Raw genomic sequence first — 18,747 nt, forward strand, 5'->3', positions numbered from 1 at the left:
TTTCCAGGATTAGAGGATTTACAGGATGATATAAAAAATCATTAATTTCTTTCCTATCTCTTGTCTCAATCAGGATTTACTGCATTATTTTTGATTTTGATAAGCGGTATACACTTGAATGAGATACAGTCATAAGCCCCCTCCTCGCTTGCGGGGAGGGGGTTGGGGGTGGGGTTCTTGTATTTGACTCAACCAATAACCGTTATATCCGTTCTAATTTTCAATCTTATTCATTCTCAAATACTATACTATAAATCATGAATCTGTAGATAATTAAATCCTGTTCATCCTCAAATCCTGAAAATCCTGATTCAGACAGTTTAATAAATAAAATCCCAAATCGCAAACAATGAAATTTACCGATAGACTAACTGCGGCTGTAATGAGTTCTGTAATCATAGTAGTACAAGCACCACCAGCTAAAGCTTTAGAAGAAAGTGCTATTAATAAAATTGCTAAACAAATTACCGTCCGTATTGATGGTAAAATCAAAGAATTTGAGGGAACATCCAATGGTTCTGGAGTAATTGTTGAAAAACAAGGTAATACATATACGGTGCTAACAAATTGGCACGTTGTCCAAATTCCTGGAGAATATACTATCACTACATTTAATGGTGACACTTATCAAATTAATTCTACTACAGTTAAACAATTAGGAAATTTAGATTTAGCAATAGTGCAGTTTTCTAGTAATAAAAATTATGATAAAGCAACATTAGGAAATTCTAGTCAACTGACAGAAACATCAAGAGTTTATGCTGCGGGATGGGCTGCACCTGATGAAATATGTTTACAATCATGCTATCGTTTTGTTGATGGAAAAATTACGACTGTTCTGAGAACTTATAAAGATGGATATGGTTTAATTTATAGTAATAATATCGCCCCAGGAATGAGTGGCGGTTCTGTTCTCAATCAGGATGGGGTTTTAGTGGGAATTAATGGCCGTGCATCTACAAATTCTGAAAAGGGTACTACATCTTTTGCGGCTATTCCCATTAATGAATATAAGAAATATCAGAATATTCCTACTACACCTCAACCAACTCCTACACCTACGCCACCGCGTCCTACACCTCAACCAAAACCTACAGCAATTTCCACACCTTCACCAAATATTAACAATAATACACCTACTGATTTTACTCTTGCCCAAACCCTGACAGGTCATTCTGGCTCGGTTGAGTCTGTAGCCATAAGTCCAGACAGGAGAACTTTAGCTAGTGGTAGTGGGGACGAAACTATCAAAATCTGGAATCTAGCCACAGGTGAACTAATCCGCACTTTATCTGGTCATTCTGACTGGGTTAGTTCTGTAGCCATAAATCCAGACGGGAGGACTTTAGCTAGTGGTAGTGGGGACAATACTATCAAAATTTGGAATCTAGCCACAGGTGAACAAATCCGCACCTTATCTGGTCATTCTGACTCGGTTTATTCTGTAGCCATAAATCCAGACGGGAGGACTTTAGCCAGTGGTAGTTGGGACGAAACTAAAAATATCAAAATCTGGAATCTAGTCACAGGTAAACTAATCCGCACTTTATCTGGTCATTCTAACCCGGTTTTGTCTGTAGCCATAAGTCCAGACAGGAGAACTTTAGCTAGTGCTAGTTGGGACGGAACTATCAAAATCTGGAATCTAGCCACAGGTAAACTAATCCGCACTTTATCTGGTTATTACGGGGTTAGGTCTGTAGCCATAAGTCCAGACGGGAGGACTTTAGCTAGTGCTAGTAAAGACAAAACTACAACTATCAAAATATGGAATCTAGTCACAGGTAAACTAATCCGCACTTTATCTGGTCATTCTGAATCGGTTAATTCTGTAGCCATAAGTCCAGACGGGAGGACTTTAGCCAGTGTTAGTGACGACACAACTATCAAAATCTGGAATCTAGCCACAGGTGAACTAATCCGCACTTTATCTGGTCATTCTCAAGTGGTTAATTCTGTAGCCATAAGTCCAGACGGGAGGACTTTAGTTAGTGGTAGTGACGACAAAACTATCAAAATCTGGCGGGTATCTGGGCGTTAATTTGTCTGAATCAGGATTTACAGGATTTAAGGATTTACAGGATTTATGAGATGTTGTTGGTAAATTAATCAGTGGATTTATGTTAATTCGAGAAAGATAATAAAGAATGAGAATATAGAATGACATTTAAAGAACAACTGGTTATAGAAATTGAATCAATGACGGAAGAAGAAATAGCAGAAGTTCTGATAATGGTTAAGAATATGAAAATAAAAAAAGCAAAAACTCCTCAACGTCAAGGTTCAGGTAAATCACTTTTACGTCATGTTGGTAAGTGGCAAGGTGATGATCTTAAAGTTTGTTTACAAGCAGTGTATGATTCACGTGGTTTAGCTGAATTTTAATTATATAATATATTAACAATTGGTGATAAAATCTCTATTTTCATCCTGTAAATCCTTAAATCCTGGACATCCTGATTCAGACAATTAAATTAATTCACCCAATTAATAACTTTTATCACTGCAACCAATTCTCCAAACTCAAACCCTCAACTCTTGTTAAATCACTATCATTAGAAACAACCGTTAAACCTTTAATCATTGCAGTTGCAGCAATTAAAACATCTTCAGTTTGAATCGGTAAACCCTTTAATCTTAAATTCGCATGAATTTCCGCAGCTTTCTCTAAAATTGCCAAATCATCTAAGAAAATAATAGGATAGTTTTGGCAAAATTTGTTAAATCTTTCTCTTTGTTTGGGAGCATCAACCGCTAAAAATCCTCTTCTCATTTCAAAATAGGTAATGCAGCTAATAGATATACTTTTTCTTTGAGCTTTAATATCTTCAATTCTTTCAGTAACTTGCAGATTCTTCCTAATAGCAAAGGAAACTATATTTGTATCTAACAAATAATTCATAAATTACCTATTTTCGTTTAACTGCGTCATCAAAAATAGCCATTTGTTCAGGAGTAAAATCATCCCCTATTTTTGATAATATTTCTACTGACATTATTCCATCACAATGTTTTTTTAATTCACTATCTGACATATTATTAAATTCTTCAAATGCTAGATTTTTCTGAAAAAGTTTAACCAAATGCTTGACTATTTCTGAATAATCAAGATCCTCTTTAAATAAAGGATATTCTTCTATTAAAAGAGATACCACTTGCTCAATTCTTTTAATTATTGATTCTTGTTTAATATCACTTGATAACATAATCATTACCTCTAATCTTAACTATTTTAACAGTATATCATATATCGTCACTCATAATCAACCTACTATTAGCATCCTGTAGTCAGAATCAGGATGTACAGGATGATGAAATAAAAGCAATTTTGACGCTGCTGATAGCTGTAAAAATTCGTGAAAAGGGGATGTCATATTAATTACCTTCTTTAATCTCAAAAGAATCAATCATCTTTTCCACCACAGGCCAGGATTGATCATATTCCTGTTCTGGGGCTTTATATATAATATAGTAGGCTTTCTTTAAATTCATAGTCCCACGTTCCAGCACCTTTAATGTACAGCCCTTTTCTTTACGGGTATGAGTAATCTGATATGCGTCAGAATTGCTTAATTTTGGTTCTTCATTAGCTTTTTCTAATGTATTCAATTCATCCTGAATAATTGTTTTGGTAACTATTCTTTTATAGTCTTCTAAAGATACAGCTTTACCTAAATCAGCAATATTCACACTAACTTCTAAAGGACAATTATCTGGTTCAGATTTATCATTGCGAGAAAATTTAACTTTCTCTTGTTCATCTGTTTGTCCAGGTGTTGCTGTCCATTTGTTAGAATATTGGATGACAAAACTCATGTATTTTTCTGGGTGAGTGTAAGATTTAGTTAATTCTTCTTTCCCAGATTTTAATGAAGATACAACTTTAAAACCAATAAATGCAAAAGCTAATGATGTAGCAATTCCAGCAATGATGACGAATTTACCCGATAGCAGACTTCGTTCTATAACTTTATTACTTTCATCTTTTTCAGGTGTAATTTCTATTGTATACACTGATGAAATTGTTCGTATTGTATTTTTGAAGTTATTTAATCTTTTTTCACTTTCTTGAGGAATCAATTCCAAGAAAAGTTTTCTCAAGGGTTGAATATTGGTTTCTGGATTGCTAATTACTAGATTAGAAATACTACCACTAGAACTATTAGGAATTTTTTCATTAGACTTTATCGGTTCTATAGATTTTAATGCTTTTAACGCATCTGCGGCTGTGTTATAGCGAGTTTTTTGATAATCATGATGTACCATTTTATCAATGATACCAATTAGTTTTTGGGTAAATTGTTCATCTAATTGAGATTCTGCAAGCAAATGTCGCCATGTAATTTGACCATCATCTTCAAACTTAATACTATTATTATCATATTGCCCTAAATTTGGACAAACACCTGTTAAGGCTTGAATACCAATCATCCCTACAGCAAAAACATCAGTATTATACCTGTAAATACCATCAATACGTTCGTGTGGCATATATTCATTAGTGCCAATAACTCGACTTAGTAGATGATTTTCCATATTATTCATGTCTTTAACTGTACCAAAATCAATCAAAACGAGTTGTTGATCACTTTTTCTTCTGATTAAATTTGCTGGTGTGACATCACGGTGAACTAAATGTTTCTCCTCCTGGATAAATTCCAAAATTTCCAAAATATCATGGAGTATTTGCCAAACTTTACTACTGTCGAGTTTCTTCGTAGGTGGGAGTTCTTTAGTTAGTTGTTCACCCTCTATATATTCTTCGACTAAATAAAAATCTTGTTTGACTATTAGTAATAATCTGTAATTGATGACAAAATAATCTTTTAATTTGGGAATTTGGGAATGTTCTAGTTTATTGAGATGTTCTGCTTCTCGTTTAAATAATCTTTTTCTTTCTTCAAAATCATCTCTATTTGAGTTTTGTTTAGGCTTGAGGAGTTTGACAACATATTTCTGATTTTTATTAGAAATATCTTCAGCTAAATAGATTTCACCAAAACCACCTTCATTTAATTTGTCGAGGATTTGATATTCCCCCTTTTGACCTTTGAGGACTTGACCAATTAAGTTTTTGTTATTAAAGGTTGATATCATAATATAATTTCCAGTTAAAAATGTAGGATTTACTGAAATATGGCTATTTTTTACTTTACCTGTCAGTATGTATTTAGACAAGTTTTATTATTGACTATATGATTAAATTTACTTATGGGTTGCCAGTAGCGTTGCTGGGTGCGGCTGTGGTGGTGGTTCAGTCACAAAGGGTGGCAGCTTCTATTCCTCAGCAAGTTCGGGATATTGCTGATAAAATAACAGTTCGCATTGATGGGGCTAATACTGGTTCGGGAATTATTATTAAAGGTGCTGGAAATACTTACACTGTTCTCACTTGTTGGCACGTCGTAGACAAGAAAGGAAATTATACTGTGAGGACTGGAGATGGTAAAACCTACCAAGTTAATTACAGCACGGTTAAACGAATTGGTAATATAGATTTGGCAGAGTTCCAGTTTACCAGTAATGAAAATTATCGTCCTGTGGAGATTGGTAATTCTAGTCAAGTGACTGCTGGGAGTACGGTTTATGCCTTTGGTTGGGCTGAACCTGACCAGGTAAGTAAGGGGCGAGAATATGTGCCTTTAGAGACAACTGCTAGGGTTGTAAGTCAGCCTGTAGATGAGTATGCTTTGGTTTTAAGTAATATTGTCAAACCGGGTATGAGTGGGGGTCCAATTTTAGATGAACAGGGGCGTTTGATAGGGGTAAGTGGACTATCTACAATTGATGCGAGATTAGAAACAAGGGATTTTTTAGGGATTCCAATTAATACTTATAAAGAGATTGCTGGTATTGCAACACCTCTGAAACCGATAGAAATAACTACCAAACCTACTCAACCTGAAAAACCACCAGAAATAATAAGAAAACCACCAGAAGTACGTAATAATACACCTACTAATTTTACTCTTGCCCAAACCCTTAGTGGTCATTCTGGTGATGTTTATTCTGTAGCCATAAGTCCAGACGGGAGGACTTTAGCTAGTGGTAGTTACGACAATACTATCAAAATCTGGAATCTAGCTACAGGTAAACTAATCCGCACTTTATCTGGTCATTCTAGGTCGGTTGTGTCTAGGTCGGTTGAGTCTGTAGCCATAAGTCCAGACGGGAGGACTTTAGCTAGTGGTAGTAGGGACAAAACTATCAAAATCTGGAATCTAGCTACAGGTGAACTAATCCGCACTTTATCTGGTCATTCTGGTGATGTTCATTCTGTAGCCATAAGTCCAGAGGGGAGGACTTTAGCTAGTGCTAGTGGGGACTATACTATCAAAATCTGGAATCTAGCCACAGGTGAACAAATCCGCACTTTATCTGGTCATTCTGACTCGGTTTTGTCTGTAGCCATAAGTCCAGATGGGAGGACTTTAGCTAGTGGTAGTGACGACAAAACTATCAAAATCTGGAATCTAGCCACAGGTGAACTAATCCGCACTTTATCTGGTTATTCTGACTGGGTTCGGTCTGTAGCTATAAGTCCAGACGGGAGGACTTTAGCTAGTGCTAGTGGGGACTATACTATCAAAATCTGGAATCTAGCCACAGGTGAACTAATCCGCACTTTATCTGGTCATTCTAACCCGGTTTTGTCTGTAGCCATAAGTCCAGACGGGAGGACTTTAGTTAGTGCTAGTGGGGACAATACTATCAAAATCTGGAATCTAGCTACAGGTGAACTAATCCGCACTTTATCTGGTCATTCTGGCTTGGTTTTGTCTGTAGCCATAAGCCCAGACGGGAGGACTTTAGCTAGTGGTAGTTCAGACAATACTATCAAAATCTGGCAGTTATCTGAGCGTTAATTTGTCTGATAGCGTAGCGTGGCGCAAGCCATATCAGGATCTCCAGGATTTAAGGATTTACAGGATGAAATGAAAAGTAATAACAATTTACCAATAACTATACATTATCTGATTCTATTTACTATTAATTATCCGCTTGTAAACTTCCCCAACTAACCAATCTGCAACCACCTTCTGAAAATCGCTATCATTCATGTAACGGGCAAAAATCGCTTCATTTTGATCTACTCTCTCCACAAACAAAGACTCTAACATCTGACTAAAAAGCAAACCAAATTTATCAGCAGAATTTACCCGTGCAGCTTGTTGTAATTCATCGGAATTGGCAGCAGTTTCCACAATTTGATCAAAAAATAGTTGATCAGCTTGGTTAAAATCAGTACCAAAACGATTATTAATAATATCAATTAGCTGTGATAATTTAACAGTGTTTTCTCTAGCAATACCTGTACCAATATCCTTCGGTCCATCCAGAGGATGAGCATTACTTTTCCTTAACTCTATTGAACCTTCACTAATTTTCTGGAGACGGTAATACTCTAGCTGGACTTCGCTATCAAAATCATACTGCGCTTCCTGGGGACGACGTGGCAATTTCGATGATAGATAACGCAAAAAAATGTAAAGTCGTTCTAAATCAGAATCTTGGTAGGGTATAATCTGACTCAAAAAACTGTACAAATTCCGAAAAGCTGTGAGTTTTTTCCGCCAAACTTTCGCTTCCTCTGGTTTCTCATGATCGAAAATACGGAAGCGGTCAACTGCTGGATCAAGTGCTGCATTCATCCCTTGATGATCAGCCGGACTTTGACGCTGTTTTGGTTTAAAATAAATTTCGCAAAACCTTTCTACTTCTTCATGCAGATATATTCCTAAAGCCTCAAGTTCGCTTTGGAGTTGGTACAGTTGTTGAGGATCTGCTTCTATTCCTAATTCTGCTCCTTCATAAAACTGCTGAAATGCTTGGCGAATTTCTTCGCAGTCGTTCACAAAGTCTAAGACAAATGTATCTTCTTTCCTGGGATGGATACGATTAAGTCGAGAAAGGGTTTGTACTGCTTGAATACCTGACAGTCGCCTATCAATATACATAGTATGTAGCAAAGGTTGATCAAAACCAGTTTGATATTTTTCCGCTACGAGTAAAACCTGATATTCATTACTAGCAAATTGTTCTGGCAATTCTTTCTCTCGAATGCCTTGATTCATTTCCTCTTCACTGTAGGTTTTGTCTTTAATTTTGTCGTCTGTGACTACACCAGAAAAAGCTACCAGCGTTTTGATCGCATAGCCTTTTTCTTGGATGTATTTATCAAAACTCTGTTTGTAGCGCACTGCTTCTAAGCGAGAGCTAGTTACTACCATTGCTTTGGCTCTACCACCAATTTTATGCCGGGTAAAGGTGTTGAAGTGTTCCACCATTATTTCTGTCTTCTGGGCAATATTATGGGGGTGTAGACGCATAAAACGAGCTAGGGAACGGGCGGCGTTTTTGCGTTCTACATTGGGATCGTTGTTACTGGCTTTAATCAGGTTGTAGTAAACTTTATAGGTGGTGTAATTCCGCAAAACATCTAGGATAAAACCTTCTTCTATGGCTTGACGCATGGTGTAGCGATGAAAAGGCTCTCCTTGACGACCAAAGAATTTGAGAGTTTCATGTTTTGGTGTGGCGGTAAAAGCAAAGAAACTCAAGTTTGATTGATGGGAACGTTTAACTAAATTGCGGAAAAGTTCTTCTAAATGTTCTAGTCCTTCTTCTTGGGCGCGGTTACGTGCTTCTGCTTGCAATGCTTGTCCGCCTAATACCCCTTTTAACTCGGTGACGGTTTCCCCAGATTGGGAACTGTGTGCTTCATCTATGATGACTGCAAAGCGACGGGTAGGCAAAATACCGCTACTTTCTTCGTTGCGTTCTTCTGCTAGTTTGATTAATTGGCGTGTGACAAAGGGGAATTTCTGTAAAGTGGTGATAATGATGGGAACGGCACTTTCTAAGGCTTGCGCTAACTGTCGGGAGTTATCATCAATTTTTTCTACAACCCCTTGACGGTGTTCAAATTGATAAATAGTGTCTTGTAATTGCTGGTCAAGGACGCGGCGATCGCTAATTACTATGACACTATCAAAAATTCGCTGGTTTTGGTCGTTGTATAAAGATGCAAGGCGATGAGTCAGCCAACCTATGGTGTTACTTTTACCGCTTCCGGCTGAATGTTCAATTAAATAATTTTGTCCTACACCTTCACCCCTAGCCGCATCTACGAGTAAGCGCACAGCCTGAAGTTGATGATAGCGGGGAAATATCATGGTTTCTTTTTTGAATTTGCGCCCATCATCGTCTCGTTTTTCTTCTGTTTGTAAATGCAGAAACCGAGCTAGGAGATCAAGTAAACTATCCCGTCGTAAGACATCTTCCCACAGGTAAGCTGTGCGGTAATTACGTCCTGCTGTGTCTGGTGGATTACCTGCCCCGCCATCGTATCCTTGATTAAAGGGCAAAAAGTGGGTAGCTTCTGCCGCTAGGCGTGTTGTCATCCAAACTTCTTCGGTATCAACTGCGAAATGTACTAAGGTGCGGCGTTTAAACTCAAAGATGGTTTCTCTAGGGTCACGGTCTTGACGGTATTGCTGTTTGGCGTTTTCTACTGTTTGCCCTGTCAGTGGATTCTTTAACTCTAGGGTGATAACTGGAATACCATTAAGACTCAGGGTAATGTCAAGGGAACGTTTTTTTTCCCGTTCACTGTATTCTAGTTGTCGGGTGATACCCACACAATTGGCAGCATAACGGGTTTCTAAGTCTGAGTTGAGTTTGTGAGCAGCTTTGAAGTAAGCTATCCGCAGGGTGCGACCGTAGCATTTAAACCCATGACGTAGGGTATGTAGTAAGCCGTAGTTGTCCAGCCATTTACACAGGTCTGTTAGCACTTGTTCACCTGTTTTTTCTTTGTGCAGTGCTTCTAGTTTTTTCCACTCTTTGGGTTGAGTTTGTTGGATAAATGCGATCGCTATATTCGGAAATAGGGCGCGAGTGCGATCGAATTTATCTGTAATTTTCACATAGCCATGACTGAGAAGGTGATTTTCAATCACGCTTTCAAATGCAGTTTCACCATAGCGCGAAATTACAGTCACAATTTTCCTCCCACACGGCTGATAGCTAAACCTAAAGTATCAAAACAATCTAAAGCAGTACCTTTAAAGCCACAGATTAAGCGACAACGCATATCTGAATCTTTTTCAAAGACTTTTATCCATATAGAAAACGACCCCCGACTTATAGCAAGTTCGACTATCAATTCGCGTATATTTTGCGTATCTTCACTTTGTAATCTTTTTAGTTGATTTTGTGCAAGATTCCAAATTTCGTTTCGTTTTTGCCAACGCTTATCTTTTGAAGTTGGGCGTTTTCTTATATTTGGATGTCCAGGGTCTCGATCTAGACCAAATGCCTCTATTGTTCTTTGAGCTATTACTTGATTTATAGAATTTAGAGCAGGATGAGTTACAACTAAACCACCTGCAAGATAATCAAATGCTAGAGAGGTATTATCGGAATCAGGCAAAAAATACTCAACAGGGTTAATGTCTTGAACTCCTTTGCAAGAATTGCAGTTGACACTTATTTGTAAATTGCATTTAAGTTGGTCAAATTTTCCAACTTTATTTTTGTTATGGCGTTCAGCCGTTAACGTAATAATAAGGGTTTGGAGGTTATAAATTTTCCAACTTTTTTATTCCTCCACAGTAAGCTAAGTTTTTTAGTCTTAGCCAAACCAACATAGCACAAGCTATATGATTTCTTTGAAGACGACCTTTGCGACACTGACATGATTCAATGCCAGTTAATTGTTTTATCTCCCTGTGAAACTCTTCTATTTTCCAACGGATTTTACACACCTGTTGTGTAACATCCATGGAACTCATTTTTTAAATAATAATTAATTTTATCGTGACTAATATTGTCTAAATGTTCTGCTAGATTAGTCATTGTGTAGTTGATTTGACTGCTAAGTAAATACTGGCAGTAATTAAGTTTAGTAAATTTCATCGTTAATTAATTTCTTAATGCACCCTATCATCATTCTCTCATAAAATTAATACCCGTCATTTATTTAATCTATTACTATTAACAATTCTCAATCAGTCTGATTCAATAACATCTTCATTATTGCAGTACACATATACTAATAATTAGCGATCGCTGTGCCAGTTGCGTAAGTCCTGATTCTATTTTAATATTGTCTGAATCAGGATGTCTGGTTACTGAGCGACTTGTACTGAGCTTGTCGAAGTAAGTCGAAGTACAGAATTTAAGGATTTACAGGATGTTTAATTTAGCTTAATTCTACAAATCATTAAAACCAACATTCTCAGGTGGATGTAAATTCGCAGCAAATAACAAACGACGTAGATTAACAACACCATAGCGATTTAAACGCAAAGATTCAACCGTTACTCGTCCACAAGGTGTTTTACCAATAACCTGAGTAAAATCATCACTCCAATCAAAATGCTCGCTCCAAACTTGCTGTCTGGGATTATACAATGCTATTTTTTCCCCTGTTTCTGGATCAATTCCCTCTGTTTTAGTATGTTTATGACCATTGCAGCCAAAGCAACTCCAAGCAAGATTTTCTAAAACTGTCTCACCACCCGCTTTTCGAGGTTTTATATGTTCAACAGTAAAACTCTCTGTAGCAAATTTTTCGGAACAACGACAATACTCGCAATAACCACGACTACGAGCAGCAACAATACGCCTAATTGATTCTGAAACTCGCTCTGACATCAGGTTACATTAATATCTGTAGATAAAAACTCATCAATCAGAACTTTTAAATCAACTTGACGCAATTGAGCTAATTTAATCAATGCTTCTGCGCGTTCAGCGTCTTGTTGTTCAATGCGGTTAATATATTTAAGTAGTTCTTGATACTCTGTTTCTGTAATTTCTTCATTCTCATTTTGCTCACGCAAATAAGATAATCTATGTTGTTCTTCAGGAGATAAACGACGTTGAATAATTTGCAATAAAGCAGTTTCGCTATTTGGCGTTTTTGACGCTGCTGATAGCTGTAAAAACTCGTGAGAAAGGGATTCTAAAAATTCTACTGCTTTAATTAAAGATTCTCCTGGTAATTGTTCTAGCAGTGTTATTGCTCTTTGGCGAATTTCTGTAGTTGCAGTCATTAGCAATCTGATCTCATATACATATACCTGAAATTGTAACCCATAATCAACTTACTGTTAACATCCTGTAAATCCTTAAATCCTGGACATCCTGATTCTGACAATTAAATTATTAATCCACCCAATTAATAACTTTTCTCACTGCAACCAATTCTCCAAACTCAAACCCTCAACTCTTATTAAATCACTATCATTAGAAACAACCGTCAAACCTTTAATCATTGCAGTTGCAGCAATTAAGACATCTTCAGTTTGAATCGGTAAACCCTTTAATCTTAAATTCGCATGAATTTCCGCAGCTTTTTCTAAAATTGCCAAATCATCTAAGAAAATGATAGAATAGTTTTGACAAAGTTGATTAAATCTTTCTCTTTTTTTGGGAGCATCAACTGCTAAAAATCCTCTCCTAATTTCAAAATAGGTAATGCAACTAATGTAAATATCTACCTCTTCAAATTTCATTACTTCTAGCTTTCGTTTGATGTAAAAATCGTTTTTAATAGCGAAAGAAACAATGTTAGTATCTAATAAAAAACTCATGAAATTACCTATTTTCGTTTAATTGCCTCATCAAAAGTTGCCATTTGTTCAGGTGTGAAATCTTCTCCAATTTTGGATAATACTTCTGTTGCCATGACAAAACTACAATTTTCTTTTAACTTTTCATCAGACATATTATTAAATCTTTCAGATGTTAAATTATCTTGAACAATTTTAACCAAATGTTTGACTATTTCTGAATAATCAAGATCCTCTTTAAATAAAGGATCTTCTGCCATTAAAATAGATACCACTTGCTCAATTCTTTTAATTATTGATTCTTGTTTAATATCTGTTGATAACATAATCATTACCTCTAATTTCTACTATTTTAACAGTATATCATATAATTGTCAGAATCAGGATGTCTGGTTACTGAGCGAAGTCGAAGTACAGGATTTAAGGATGTACAGGATGATGAAATAAAAGCAATTTTGACGCTGCTGATAGCTGTAAAAATTCGTGAAAAGGGGATGTCATATTAATTACCTTCTTTAATCTCAAAAGAATCAATCATCTTTTCCACCACAGGCCAGGATTGATCATATTCCTGTTCTGGGGCTTTATATATAATATAGTAGGCTTTCTTTAAATTCATAGTCCCACGTTCCAGCACTTTTAATGTACACCCCTTTTCCTTACGGGTATGAGTAATCTGATATGCGTCAGAATTGCTTAATTTTGGTTCTTCATTAGCTTTTTCTAATGTATTCAATTCATCCTGAATAATTGTTTTGGTAACTATTTTTTTATAGTCTTCTAAAGATACAGCTTTACCTAAATCAGCAATATTCACACTAACTTCTAAAGGACAATTATCTGGTTCAGATTTATCATTGCGAGAAAATTTAACTTTCTCTTGTTCATCTGGTTGTCCAATTGTCGCTGTCCATTTGTTAGAATATTGGATGATAAAATTCATGTATTTTTCTGGGTGAGTGTAAGATTTCTCTGTACAGGACAAAAAATAGAGAAAAAGCTTGCAAAGGAAACAGAGAAAGGGTTTCATAGAAAGTTACCACACAATCAAAGAAACCCCTATGAACCAGATTAACCTATTACGAGACACACTAAAACCACATTTGGAATGGCATGGAGCGCGTCTAAGCTTTTTAGCGTTATTTTTAATATCTTTATTAAGAGTAAAGACAGTGAACTTGGTAGAATTAGCAACTGGTTTTCGCAACTGTGCTAAAAACGAATCCAATTACAAACGGTTGCAAAGATTTTTCCGAGATTTTGATATAGATTATGCAGTCATAGCGAAAATGATTGTAAAAATCATGAACATTCCCCAGCCTTGGGTGTTAAGTATTGACCGGACTGAATGGCGTTTTGGTCAAATATGGTTAAATATCCTCATGTTGGGAGTAGTACATAATGGTGTCGCTTACCCCCTAGTTTGGCAGATATTGGAGAAGAAAGGTAACTCCAACACGGATGAACGAATGGATTTACTTGACCGATTTGGACAACTGTTCCCAGATGCACAAGTTGACTATATCAGTGCTGACAGAGAATTCGTGGGGGCAGAATGGTTAAGTTATTTACTGCTTGAACCAAATATTCCATTCCGAATCAGGATTCGTCACACTGATTTAATTAGTGATACAGAAAAGACTCTTCCAGGTAGCGTCATTTTTGCTCATCTGGCTGCGGGTGAATCTCAGGTTTTATCTACTCGTCGTTGGGTCTGGGGTCGTTCAGTTTATGTAGCTGGTTTACGTCTTGATGATGGCAAGTTATTAATCGTGATTTCTGATACTTCTCCCCAAACCATGATTGCTGACTATGGCCGTCCTTGGGGGATTGAAACTTTGTTCGGTATGTTTAAAACTCGTGGTTTTTGCTTGGAATCTACACATTTTATTGATTCTAACCGATTGAGTAAGCTCTTAGCTTTACTGTCATTAGCTATGTGTTGGGCTGTCAAGACTGGAGAATGGTTGCATCAACACCAACCTATCAAAATCAAGAAACATGGACCTTTTGCTAAAAGTGTTTTTCCTTACGGTTTAGATTATCTGCGTTCTCTTGTTACTGATTTAGATTTGAAATATGACGACTTTCTTCTCTCTCTCAATTTTTTGTCCTGTACTTAGATCAGAGATAGAGATTTCAAAATAGTACGTGGGGACTCCGCGAAACTTGCTGTTTAACAGCTAAACGCCCAGAAGATGAGCCAGTGCGGTCTTGGGGTTTCCCCAAGTAGAGCAACTGGCGGTATCAGCACGCACTTTTGTGCAAACGTACTGAGTCTGGGAACTTGTGCAAACAAGATATTAAGATTGTGAAATCTTAAGAATCCCCGTGTCTTTAGACCGGAGAGTGTCAAGAGATATATCACCCGCTAAGTTAAGTTTTTTTCCGTGCGTTTCTAAATATCTGAGTACAGAAATGATGTTATTGGCAAAAGCATAATTGCTAAAATCAAATTAACCTGATTAATATAATACTCTTGAGAATCAATTGAAACAATATTCTCTTTTAAAATTATAAACTTCCAGACTGTTCCCGTAGAAACAACGCCATAAATTTCAGGTAGAACTTGTCCTTCTTGCTGATTAAATATTTGAGCCGCAACCATTTCTGCTATACACTGACCTAAGCCTCCTTTAATATTTTCATTTTTAGCTTCCACAATTGTTAACACTGGAACACGAATAAAATACTGCTCTTTCGAGCAACTAATAATATAGTCACAATAGCCCGATAAACCTTTTTCTTGATCAACATTAAACTCAGTACCAGAAAACAAACTAATTCGATAATTTGCTTGACGACGTAATTCGGCTAGAATGGGCGCTATTAAAAATTCAGAACGAGCCTTTTCTGTATTGATCGCAGTTGCTAGAGGTAAATATTCTTGAATAGTTTGTTGTAAATAATCCGAAGGTATTACGCTTTCAGTATTTGAAAATAAATTGCGATCCTCCTCAATAACTAAGTTAAAAGCGGTTTGCACTTTACTGAGTGTCGTAAATTCACTATAAGACATAATTTAGTATCCTACAAGCTCGGTAAGCTATATCTCCCTATTGAATACTAACAAACATTATTCAGGAATCTTACAGCCCATATTCCGCGCTTCATTTTGTAATAACCCAAGATTACCAATATCGGGCTGATAAATGATCACACGCTGAATTTATTAGAGGGACAGGTAGTTGCAGATAATGCTTTCACCTGGTATCAACAACATCAATTATCTGTCCAAGCCAGTATTTTTGCAAGTTATTTACCCATAAACCGTTTATGCAGTGAGTGACTCTGTAAGCATTCAGCTATCAGTAGTCAGCATTCTGGCAAGGTAAGAGTGAAGAAGTTTTGGTTCTTCGGTACTTACTATGCTAAATAATTTTGTGAAACCCTAAAATCCTTATACTGTAAGGATTTTACGTTAATTCATCGGTGAATTTGATATAAATTTGGCATCAAAAACAATGAAACCCTTTATTTATATGGGTGATGGGGTAAATAAACTCATATTTGGCATAACAGGTACGGAAGAACCGAAGTTTTCAGGAATTGTGCTTTTCTTGACACAGTTTGGTTTTATTTTGTTGACCTAACTACTCACAGGTTCTAATTGTAAACTTATGACTTCTTGTGCTTGTTGATGTTGCTGAAATTCTGCTAATTCCGATTCTATTTCTGCCTTGACTTCATGACGGAACTTGAAAAAATGTTCACCTGTACCCAAGGCAATTAAATAATCATATAATAGGTGAGGTTTTTGCCGTGCCATTGTTATTAATTGCTGCCAAAAAACAAACCGTGTAGAACGTAAAAATCCCTGTCGCCAACAAATAGACATTAAAAATTGAAACTCTGGTTTTGTTAAATTTCTTTCATATTTAGCCCGCCAACCTTCCATCATCATAAAATGGCGAAAAGTCCGTTTTAGATATGGCATGGGTTCATATAAATTCCAAAAAGCATCAATAAATTCCTCGGCAATTTCCGACATTGGCCGAGTGGGAACAAAATTCATTAAGGCTTTTTGAGAACCCACAAATTCACCTAAACCATCCCTTAACCGTCCTTCTTTTTGCAAGCGAGTCCACATGGCTGTATTGGGTAATGCTTGCAATAAGTTAAGATGAGCTTGGGGAATACAAGTTGCTTCCACAAATTCTTGAATCCGTTTACCTGCACCTGGTTTTTCACCATCAAATCCTAAGATAAAACCAGACATAATTTGTAATCCAGCTTTGGTAATCTTATTGCAAGATTCAACTAAGGAATTGCGGGTATTTTGTGGTTTATTAATTCCGACTAAACTATCTACATCAGGGGTTTCAATTCCCATGAATACCTGAACAAAACCAGCTTTTACCATCAATTCTAGTAATTCATCATCTTCTGCTAAATTTAAAGAAGCTTCTGTTAATAAAGCAAAAGGATAATTACGTTCTTCCATCCAGGGAATTAATGCCCTTAAAAATACTTTAGCATTGCGTTTATTGCCAATAAAGTTATCATCAACTATGAATACATAACGCCACCAACCCATTTGATATAAAGCATCTAATTCTGCGAGAATTTGTTCTGGTGTTTTCGTACGGGGTTTGCGACCAAAAAGGGTAATAATATCGCAAAATTCACATTGGAATGGACAACCCCGGGAAAATTGCACCGTCATCGCTATATAAGCATTTAAGTCTAATAAATCAAATCGAGGTAAGGGAGTTGTGGTGACATCGGGTTTTTCTGTAGCGCGGAAAATCCCTTTCTCTTCTCCCTTTTCTAAAGCCTCTACAAACATGGGAATAGTGATTTCCCCTTCATCTAAAATTAAATAATCTGCGTCGGCTTCGATCACAAATTCGGGTACAGATGTGGCAAATGGTCCCCCCACAGCCACTTTTTTACCTAACTTTTTACCTTTTCTAATTAATTCACCAAAATCCTGTTGTTGAATGATCATTGCAGAAATGATGACTAGATCGCACCATTCCCAATCTGCATCTGTTTCTAGACGGACATTGCGATCGCTCAATCTGAATTCCCAATCACTCGGTAACATTGCTGCCACCGTGATTAACCCTAATGGGGGATTCGTAGATCGTAACCCAGCTAAATCAATGGTTTCCTGATAAGACCAAAAAGAATTAGGCATTATCGGCCAGATTAATAAAGCTTTCATTAAGTATATTTCCCTGAGTTGTTTTTGATCAAAACCTATTTAATTTGAACTATAAAAGTTAGGTCAGTTGGTTTTTATCTCTCTGGAGGTACAGATTCTTTTAGTTTTATATTTAAGAAAAGAAATAGATAAGGTAAAGATAAATTACAGTTCAGCAAACAAAATTTATTTACGTCTCAAATCTGAGATAAAATATTTGGTAAATTTACTTGAAAATGGTTATAATATTATTTTCTTAAATTGATGCGTGTTATTAGCAAAAAAATACTTAGGGACTTTTGGGAAAAGCACTCCCTAGCAGAATCAGGACTTTTACTATGGTATCAACGTATATCTGATTCTCAATTGGAAAAGTTTAATGATGTCAGACAAATTTTTCCATCAGCAGATTTAGTTGGTAACTTCACTGTTTTTAATATTAAAGGTAATCATTATCGCTTGATAACCTATATAGATTATGAGTATCAACTCTTATTTATACGTGCTGTACTCACTCATGCTGAATACGATAAGGAGAATTGGAAAAATGACGAGTGGTTTAAAAATTCCTAGTAACTACTATATAAAACTAATTACCACATTTCCTCCACGACCAATTACCAATGAAGATGAATTAATTGCTACTCAAAATCAAATTAATTCTATTTTAGATCAACAAAATATTACACAAGATGATCGAGACTATCTTAAGGTTCTTGCTACTCTTGTTTATGATTATGAACAACAACATGAAATAATACCTACCTTAACAGGCATTCCACTCCTTCAAGCTTTGTTAGAAGAATCTAATCTGCAACCAAAAGATTTAGTTTCTATCTTAGAAAGTGAGTCAATAGTTTTAGATATTCTTCATGGTAAACGCCAATTAACAGAAAAACAAATTCAAGATTTAGCTATTTTTTTCCAAATTGATCCTACTTATTTAGTTTCATAACTGAGTTTTCCGCTTACCCGGTAATTGTAGAAACTTCTGGCAAAAGTCAGAAAAAGATGAAA

Annotated in this window: 18 protein-coding genes and 1 pseudogene; 6 read left to right on the top strand and 13 right to left on the bottom strand. The window is 36.3% G+C overall.

Annotated features, from left to right (window positions below):
• Window positions 1-349: 349 nt before the first annotated feature.
• Window positions 350-2,041, top strand: coding sequence for a trypsin-like peptidase domain-containing protein (locus CA730_RS20785; protein ID WP_096670177.1), 1,692 nt, complete (start codon window positions 350-352; stop codon window positions 2,039-2,041).
• A gap of 119 nt (window positions 2,042-2,160) precedes the next feature.
• On the top strand, window positions 2,161-2,385 hold the full coding sequence (locus CA730_RS20790) for a hypothetical protein (RefSeq protein ID WP_096670179.1): 225 nt from the start codon (window positions 2,161-2,163) through the stop codon (window positions 2,383-2,385).
• 115 nt (window positions 2,386-2,500) lie between these two features.
• Here CA730_RS20790 and CA730_RS20795 read toward each other — a convergent pair whose 3' ends face one another.
• The 3 genes from CA730_RS20795 to CA730_RS20805 all read right to left on the bottom strand — a co-directional run bounded on the left by CA730_RS20795 (window position 2,501) and on the right by CA730_RS20805 (window position 5,097).
• Window positions 2,501-2,902 (bottom strand): type II toxin-antitoxin system VapC family toxin, encoded by a 402-nt coding sequence (locus CA730_RS20795; RefSeq protein WP_096670181.1) that lies wholly within the window; start codon window positions 2,900-2,902, stop codon window positions 2,501-2,503.
• Between the two features lie 7 nt (window positions 2,903-2,909).
• Entirely contained in the window at window positions 2,910-3,206 is a 297-nt protein-coding gene (locus tag CA730_RS20800) for a hypothetical protein (protein ID WP_096670183.1), read from the bottom strand.
• Between the two features lie 169 nt (window positions 3,207-3,375).
• Window positions 3,376-5,097, bottom strand: a complete 1,722-nt coding sequence (locus CA730_RS20805; RefSeq protein WP_096670185.1) for a serine/threonine-protein kinase — start codon at window positions 5,095-5,097, stop codon at window positions 3,376-3,378.
• A gap of 98 nt (window positions 5,098-5,195) precedes the next feature.
• On the opposite strand from CA730_RS20805, the gene CA730_RS20810 reads away from it, so the two are divergent.
• A complete protein-coding gene (locus tag CA730_RS20810; RefSeq protein WP_172891222.1) occupies window positions 5,196-6,866 on the top strand; it encodes a trypsin-like peptidase domain-containing protein in 1,671 nt (556 codons plus the stop codon).
• A gap of 114 nt (window positions 6,867-6,980) precedes the next feature.
• Here the strand turns inward: CA730_RS20810 and CA730_RS20815 are convergent, their stop codons facing one another.
• The 8 genes and pseudogenes from CA730_RS20815 to CA730_RS20850 form a co-directional block, all read right to left on the bottom strand.
• Window positions 6,981-10,004, bottom strand: coding sequence for a type I restriction endonuclease subunit R (locus CA730_RS20815; RefSeq protein WP_172891223.1), 3,024 nt, complete (start codon window positions 10,002-10,004; stop codon window positions 6,981-6,983).
• Window positions 10,001-10,435, bottom strand: a complete 435-nt coding sequence (locus tag CA730_RS20820; RefSeq protein ID WP_096670189.1) for a hypothetical protein — start codon at window positions 10,433-10,435, stop codon at window positions 10,001-10,003. The genes CA730_RS20815 and CA730_RS20820 overlap by 4 nt, the downstream gene beginning before the upstream one ends.
• Before the next feature lie 181 nt (window positions 10,436-10,616).
• Window positions 10,617-10,769, bottom strand: a pseudogene (locus CA730_RS20825) (transposase); the annotation flags it as partial.
• Window positions 10,770-11,217: 448 nt separating this feature from the next.
• Window positions 11,218-11,661: an HNH endonuclease gene (locus CA730_RS20830; RefSeq protein ID WP_096670191.1), complete on the bottom strand. Its 444-nt coding sequence runs from the start codon at window positions 11,659-11,661 to the stop codon at window positions 11,218-11,220.
• Window positions 11,661-12,062, bottom strand: coding sequence for a hypothetical protein (locus tag CA730_RS20835; RefSeq protein WP_096670193.1), 402 nt, complete (start codon window positions 12,060-12,062; stop codon window positions 11,661-11,663). Before CA730_RS20835 ends, CA730_RS20830 begins: the two co-directional genes overlap by 1 nt.
• A gap of 138 nt (window positions 12,063-12,200) precedes the next feature.
• Entirely contained in the window at window positions 12,201-12,602 is a 402-nt protein-coding gene (locus tag CA730_RS20840; RefSeq protein ID WP_096670195.1) for a type II toxin-antitoxin system VapC family toxin, read from the bottom strand.
• 8 nt (window positions 12,603-12,610) lie between these two features.
• Window positions 12,611-12,907 (bottom strand): hypothetical protein, encoded by a 297-nt coding sequence (locus CA730_RS20845; protein ID WP_096671700.1) that lies wholly within the window; start codon window positions 12,905-12,907, stop codon window positions 12,611-12,613.
• 176 nt (window positions 12,908-13,083) lie between these two features.
• Window positions 13,084-13,524, bottom strand: coding sequence for a hypothetical protein (locus tag CA730_RS20850; RefSeq protein WP_096670196.1), 441 nt, complete (start codon window positions 13,522-13,524; stop codon window positions 13,084-13,086).
• A gap of 118 nt (window positions 13,525-13,642) precedes the next feature.
• Between CA730_RS20850 and CA730_RS20855 the strand changes: the two genes are divergently transcribed.
• A complete protein-coding gene (locus CA730_RS20855; RefSeq protein ID WP_096670198.1) occupies window positions 13,643-14,704 on the top strand; it encodes an IS4 family transposase in 1,062 nt (353 codons plus the stop codon).
• A 275-nt stretch (window positions 14,705-14,979) separates the two neighbouring features.
• Here CA730_RS20855 and CA730_RS20860 read toward each other — a convergent pair whose 3' ends face one another.
• Both CA730_RS20860 and CA730_RS20865 read right to left on the bottom strand, forming a co-directional pair.
• Window positions 14,980-15,600, bottom strand: a complete 621-nt coding sequence (locus CA730_RS20860) for a hypothetical protein (RefSeq protein ID WP_096670200.1) — start codon at window positions 15,598-15,600, stop codon at window positions 14,980-14,982.
• A gap of 570 nt (window positions 15,601-16,170) precedes the next feature.
• A complete protein-coding gene (locus CA730_RS20865; RefSeq protein ID WP_096670202.1) occupies window positions 16,171-17,751 on the bottom strand; it encodes a B12-binding domain-containing radical SAM protein in 1,581 nt (526 codons plus the stop codon).
• Window positions 17,752-17,994: 243 nt separating this feature from the next.
• Between CA730_RS20865 and CA730_RS20870 the strand changes: the two genes are divergently transcribed.
• Together CA730_RS20870 and CA730_RS20875 are read left to right on the top strand one after the other, a co-directional pair.
• The gene (locus CA730_RS20870) at window positions 17,995-18,303 is read left to right on the top strand and encodes a type II toxin-antitoxin system HigB family toxin (protein ID WP_053538135.1); all 309 of its coding nucleotides are present in this window, start codon (window positions 17,995-17,997) and stop codon (window positions 18,301-18,303) included.
• The gene (locus CA730_RS20875; RefSeq protein WP_096670204.1) at window positions 18,278-18,685 is read left to right on the top strand and encodes a helix-turn-helix domain-containing protein; all 408 of its coding nucleotides are present in this window, start codon (window positions 18,278-18,280) and stop codon (window positions 18,683-18,685) included. Before CA730_RS20870 ends, CA730_RS20875 begins: the two co-directional genes overlap by 26 nt.
• Window positions 18,686-18,747 lie beyond the last annotated feature (62 nt).

Source organism: Dolichospermum compactum NIES-806 (assembly GCF_002368115.1).
GTDB classification, from domain to species: Bacteria; Cyanobacteriota; Cyanobacteriia; order Cyanobacteriales; family Nostocaceae; genus Dolichospermum; species Dolichospermum compactum.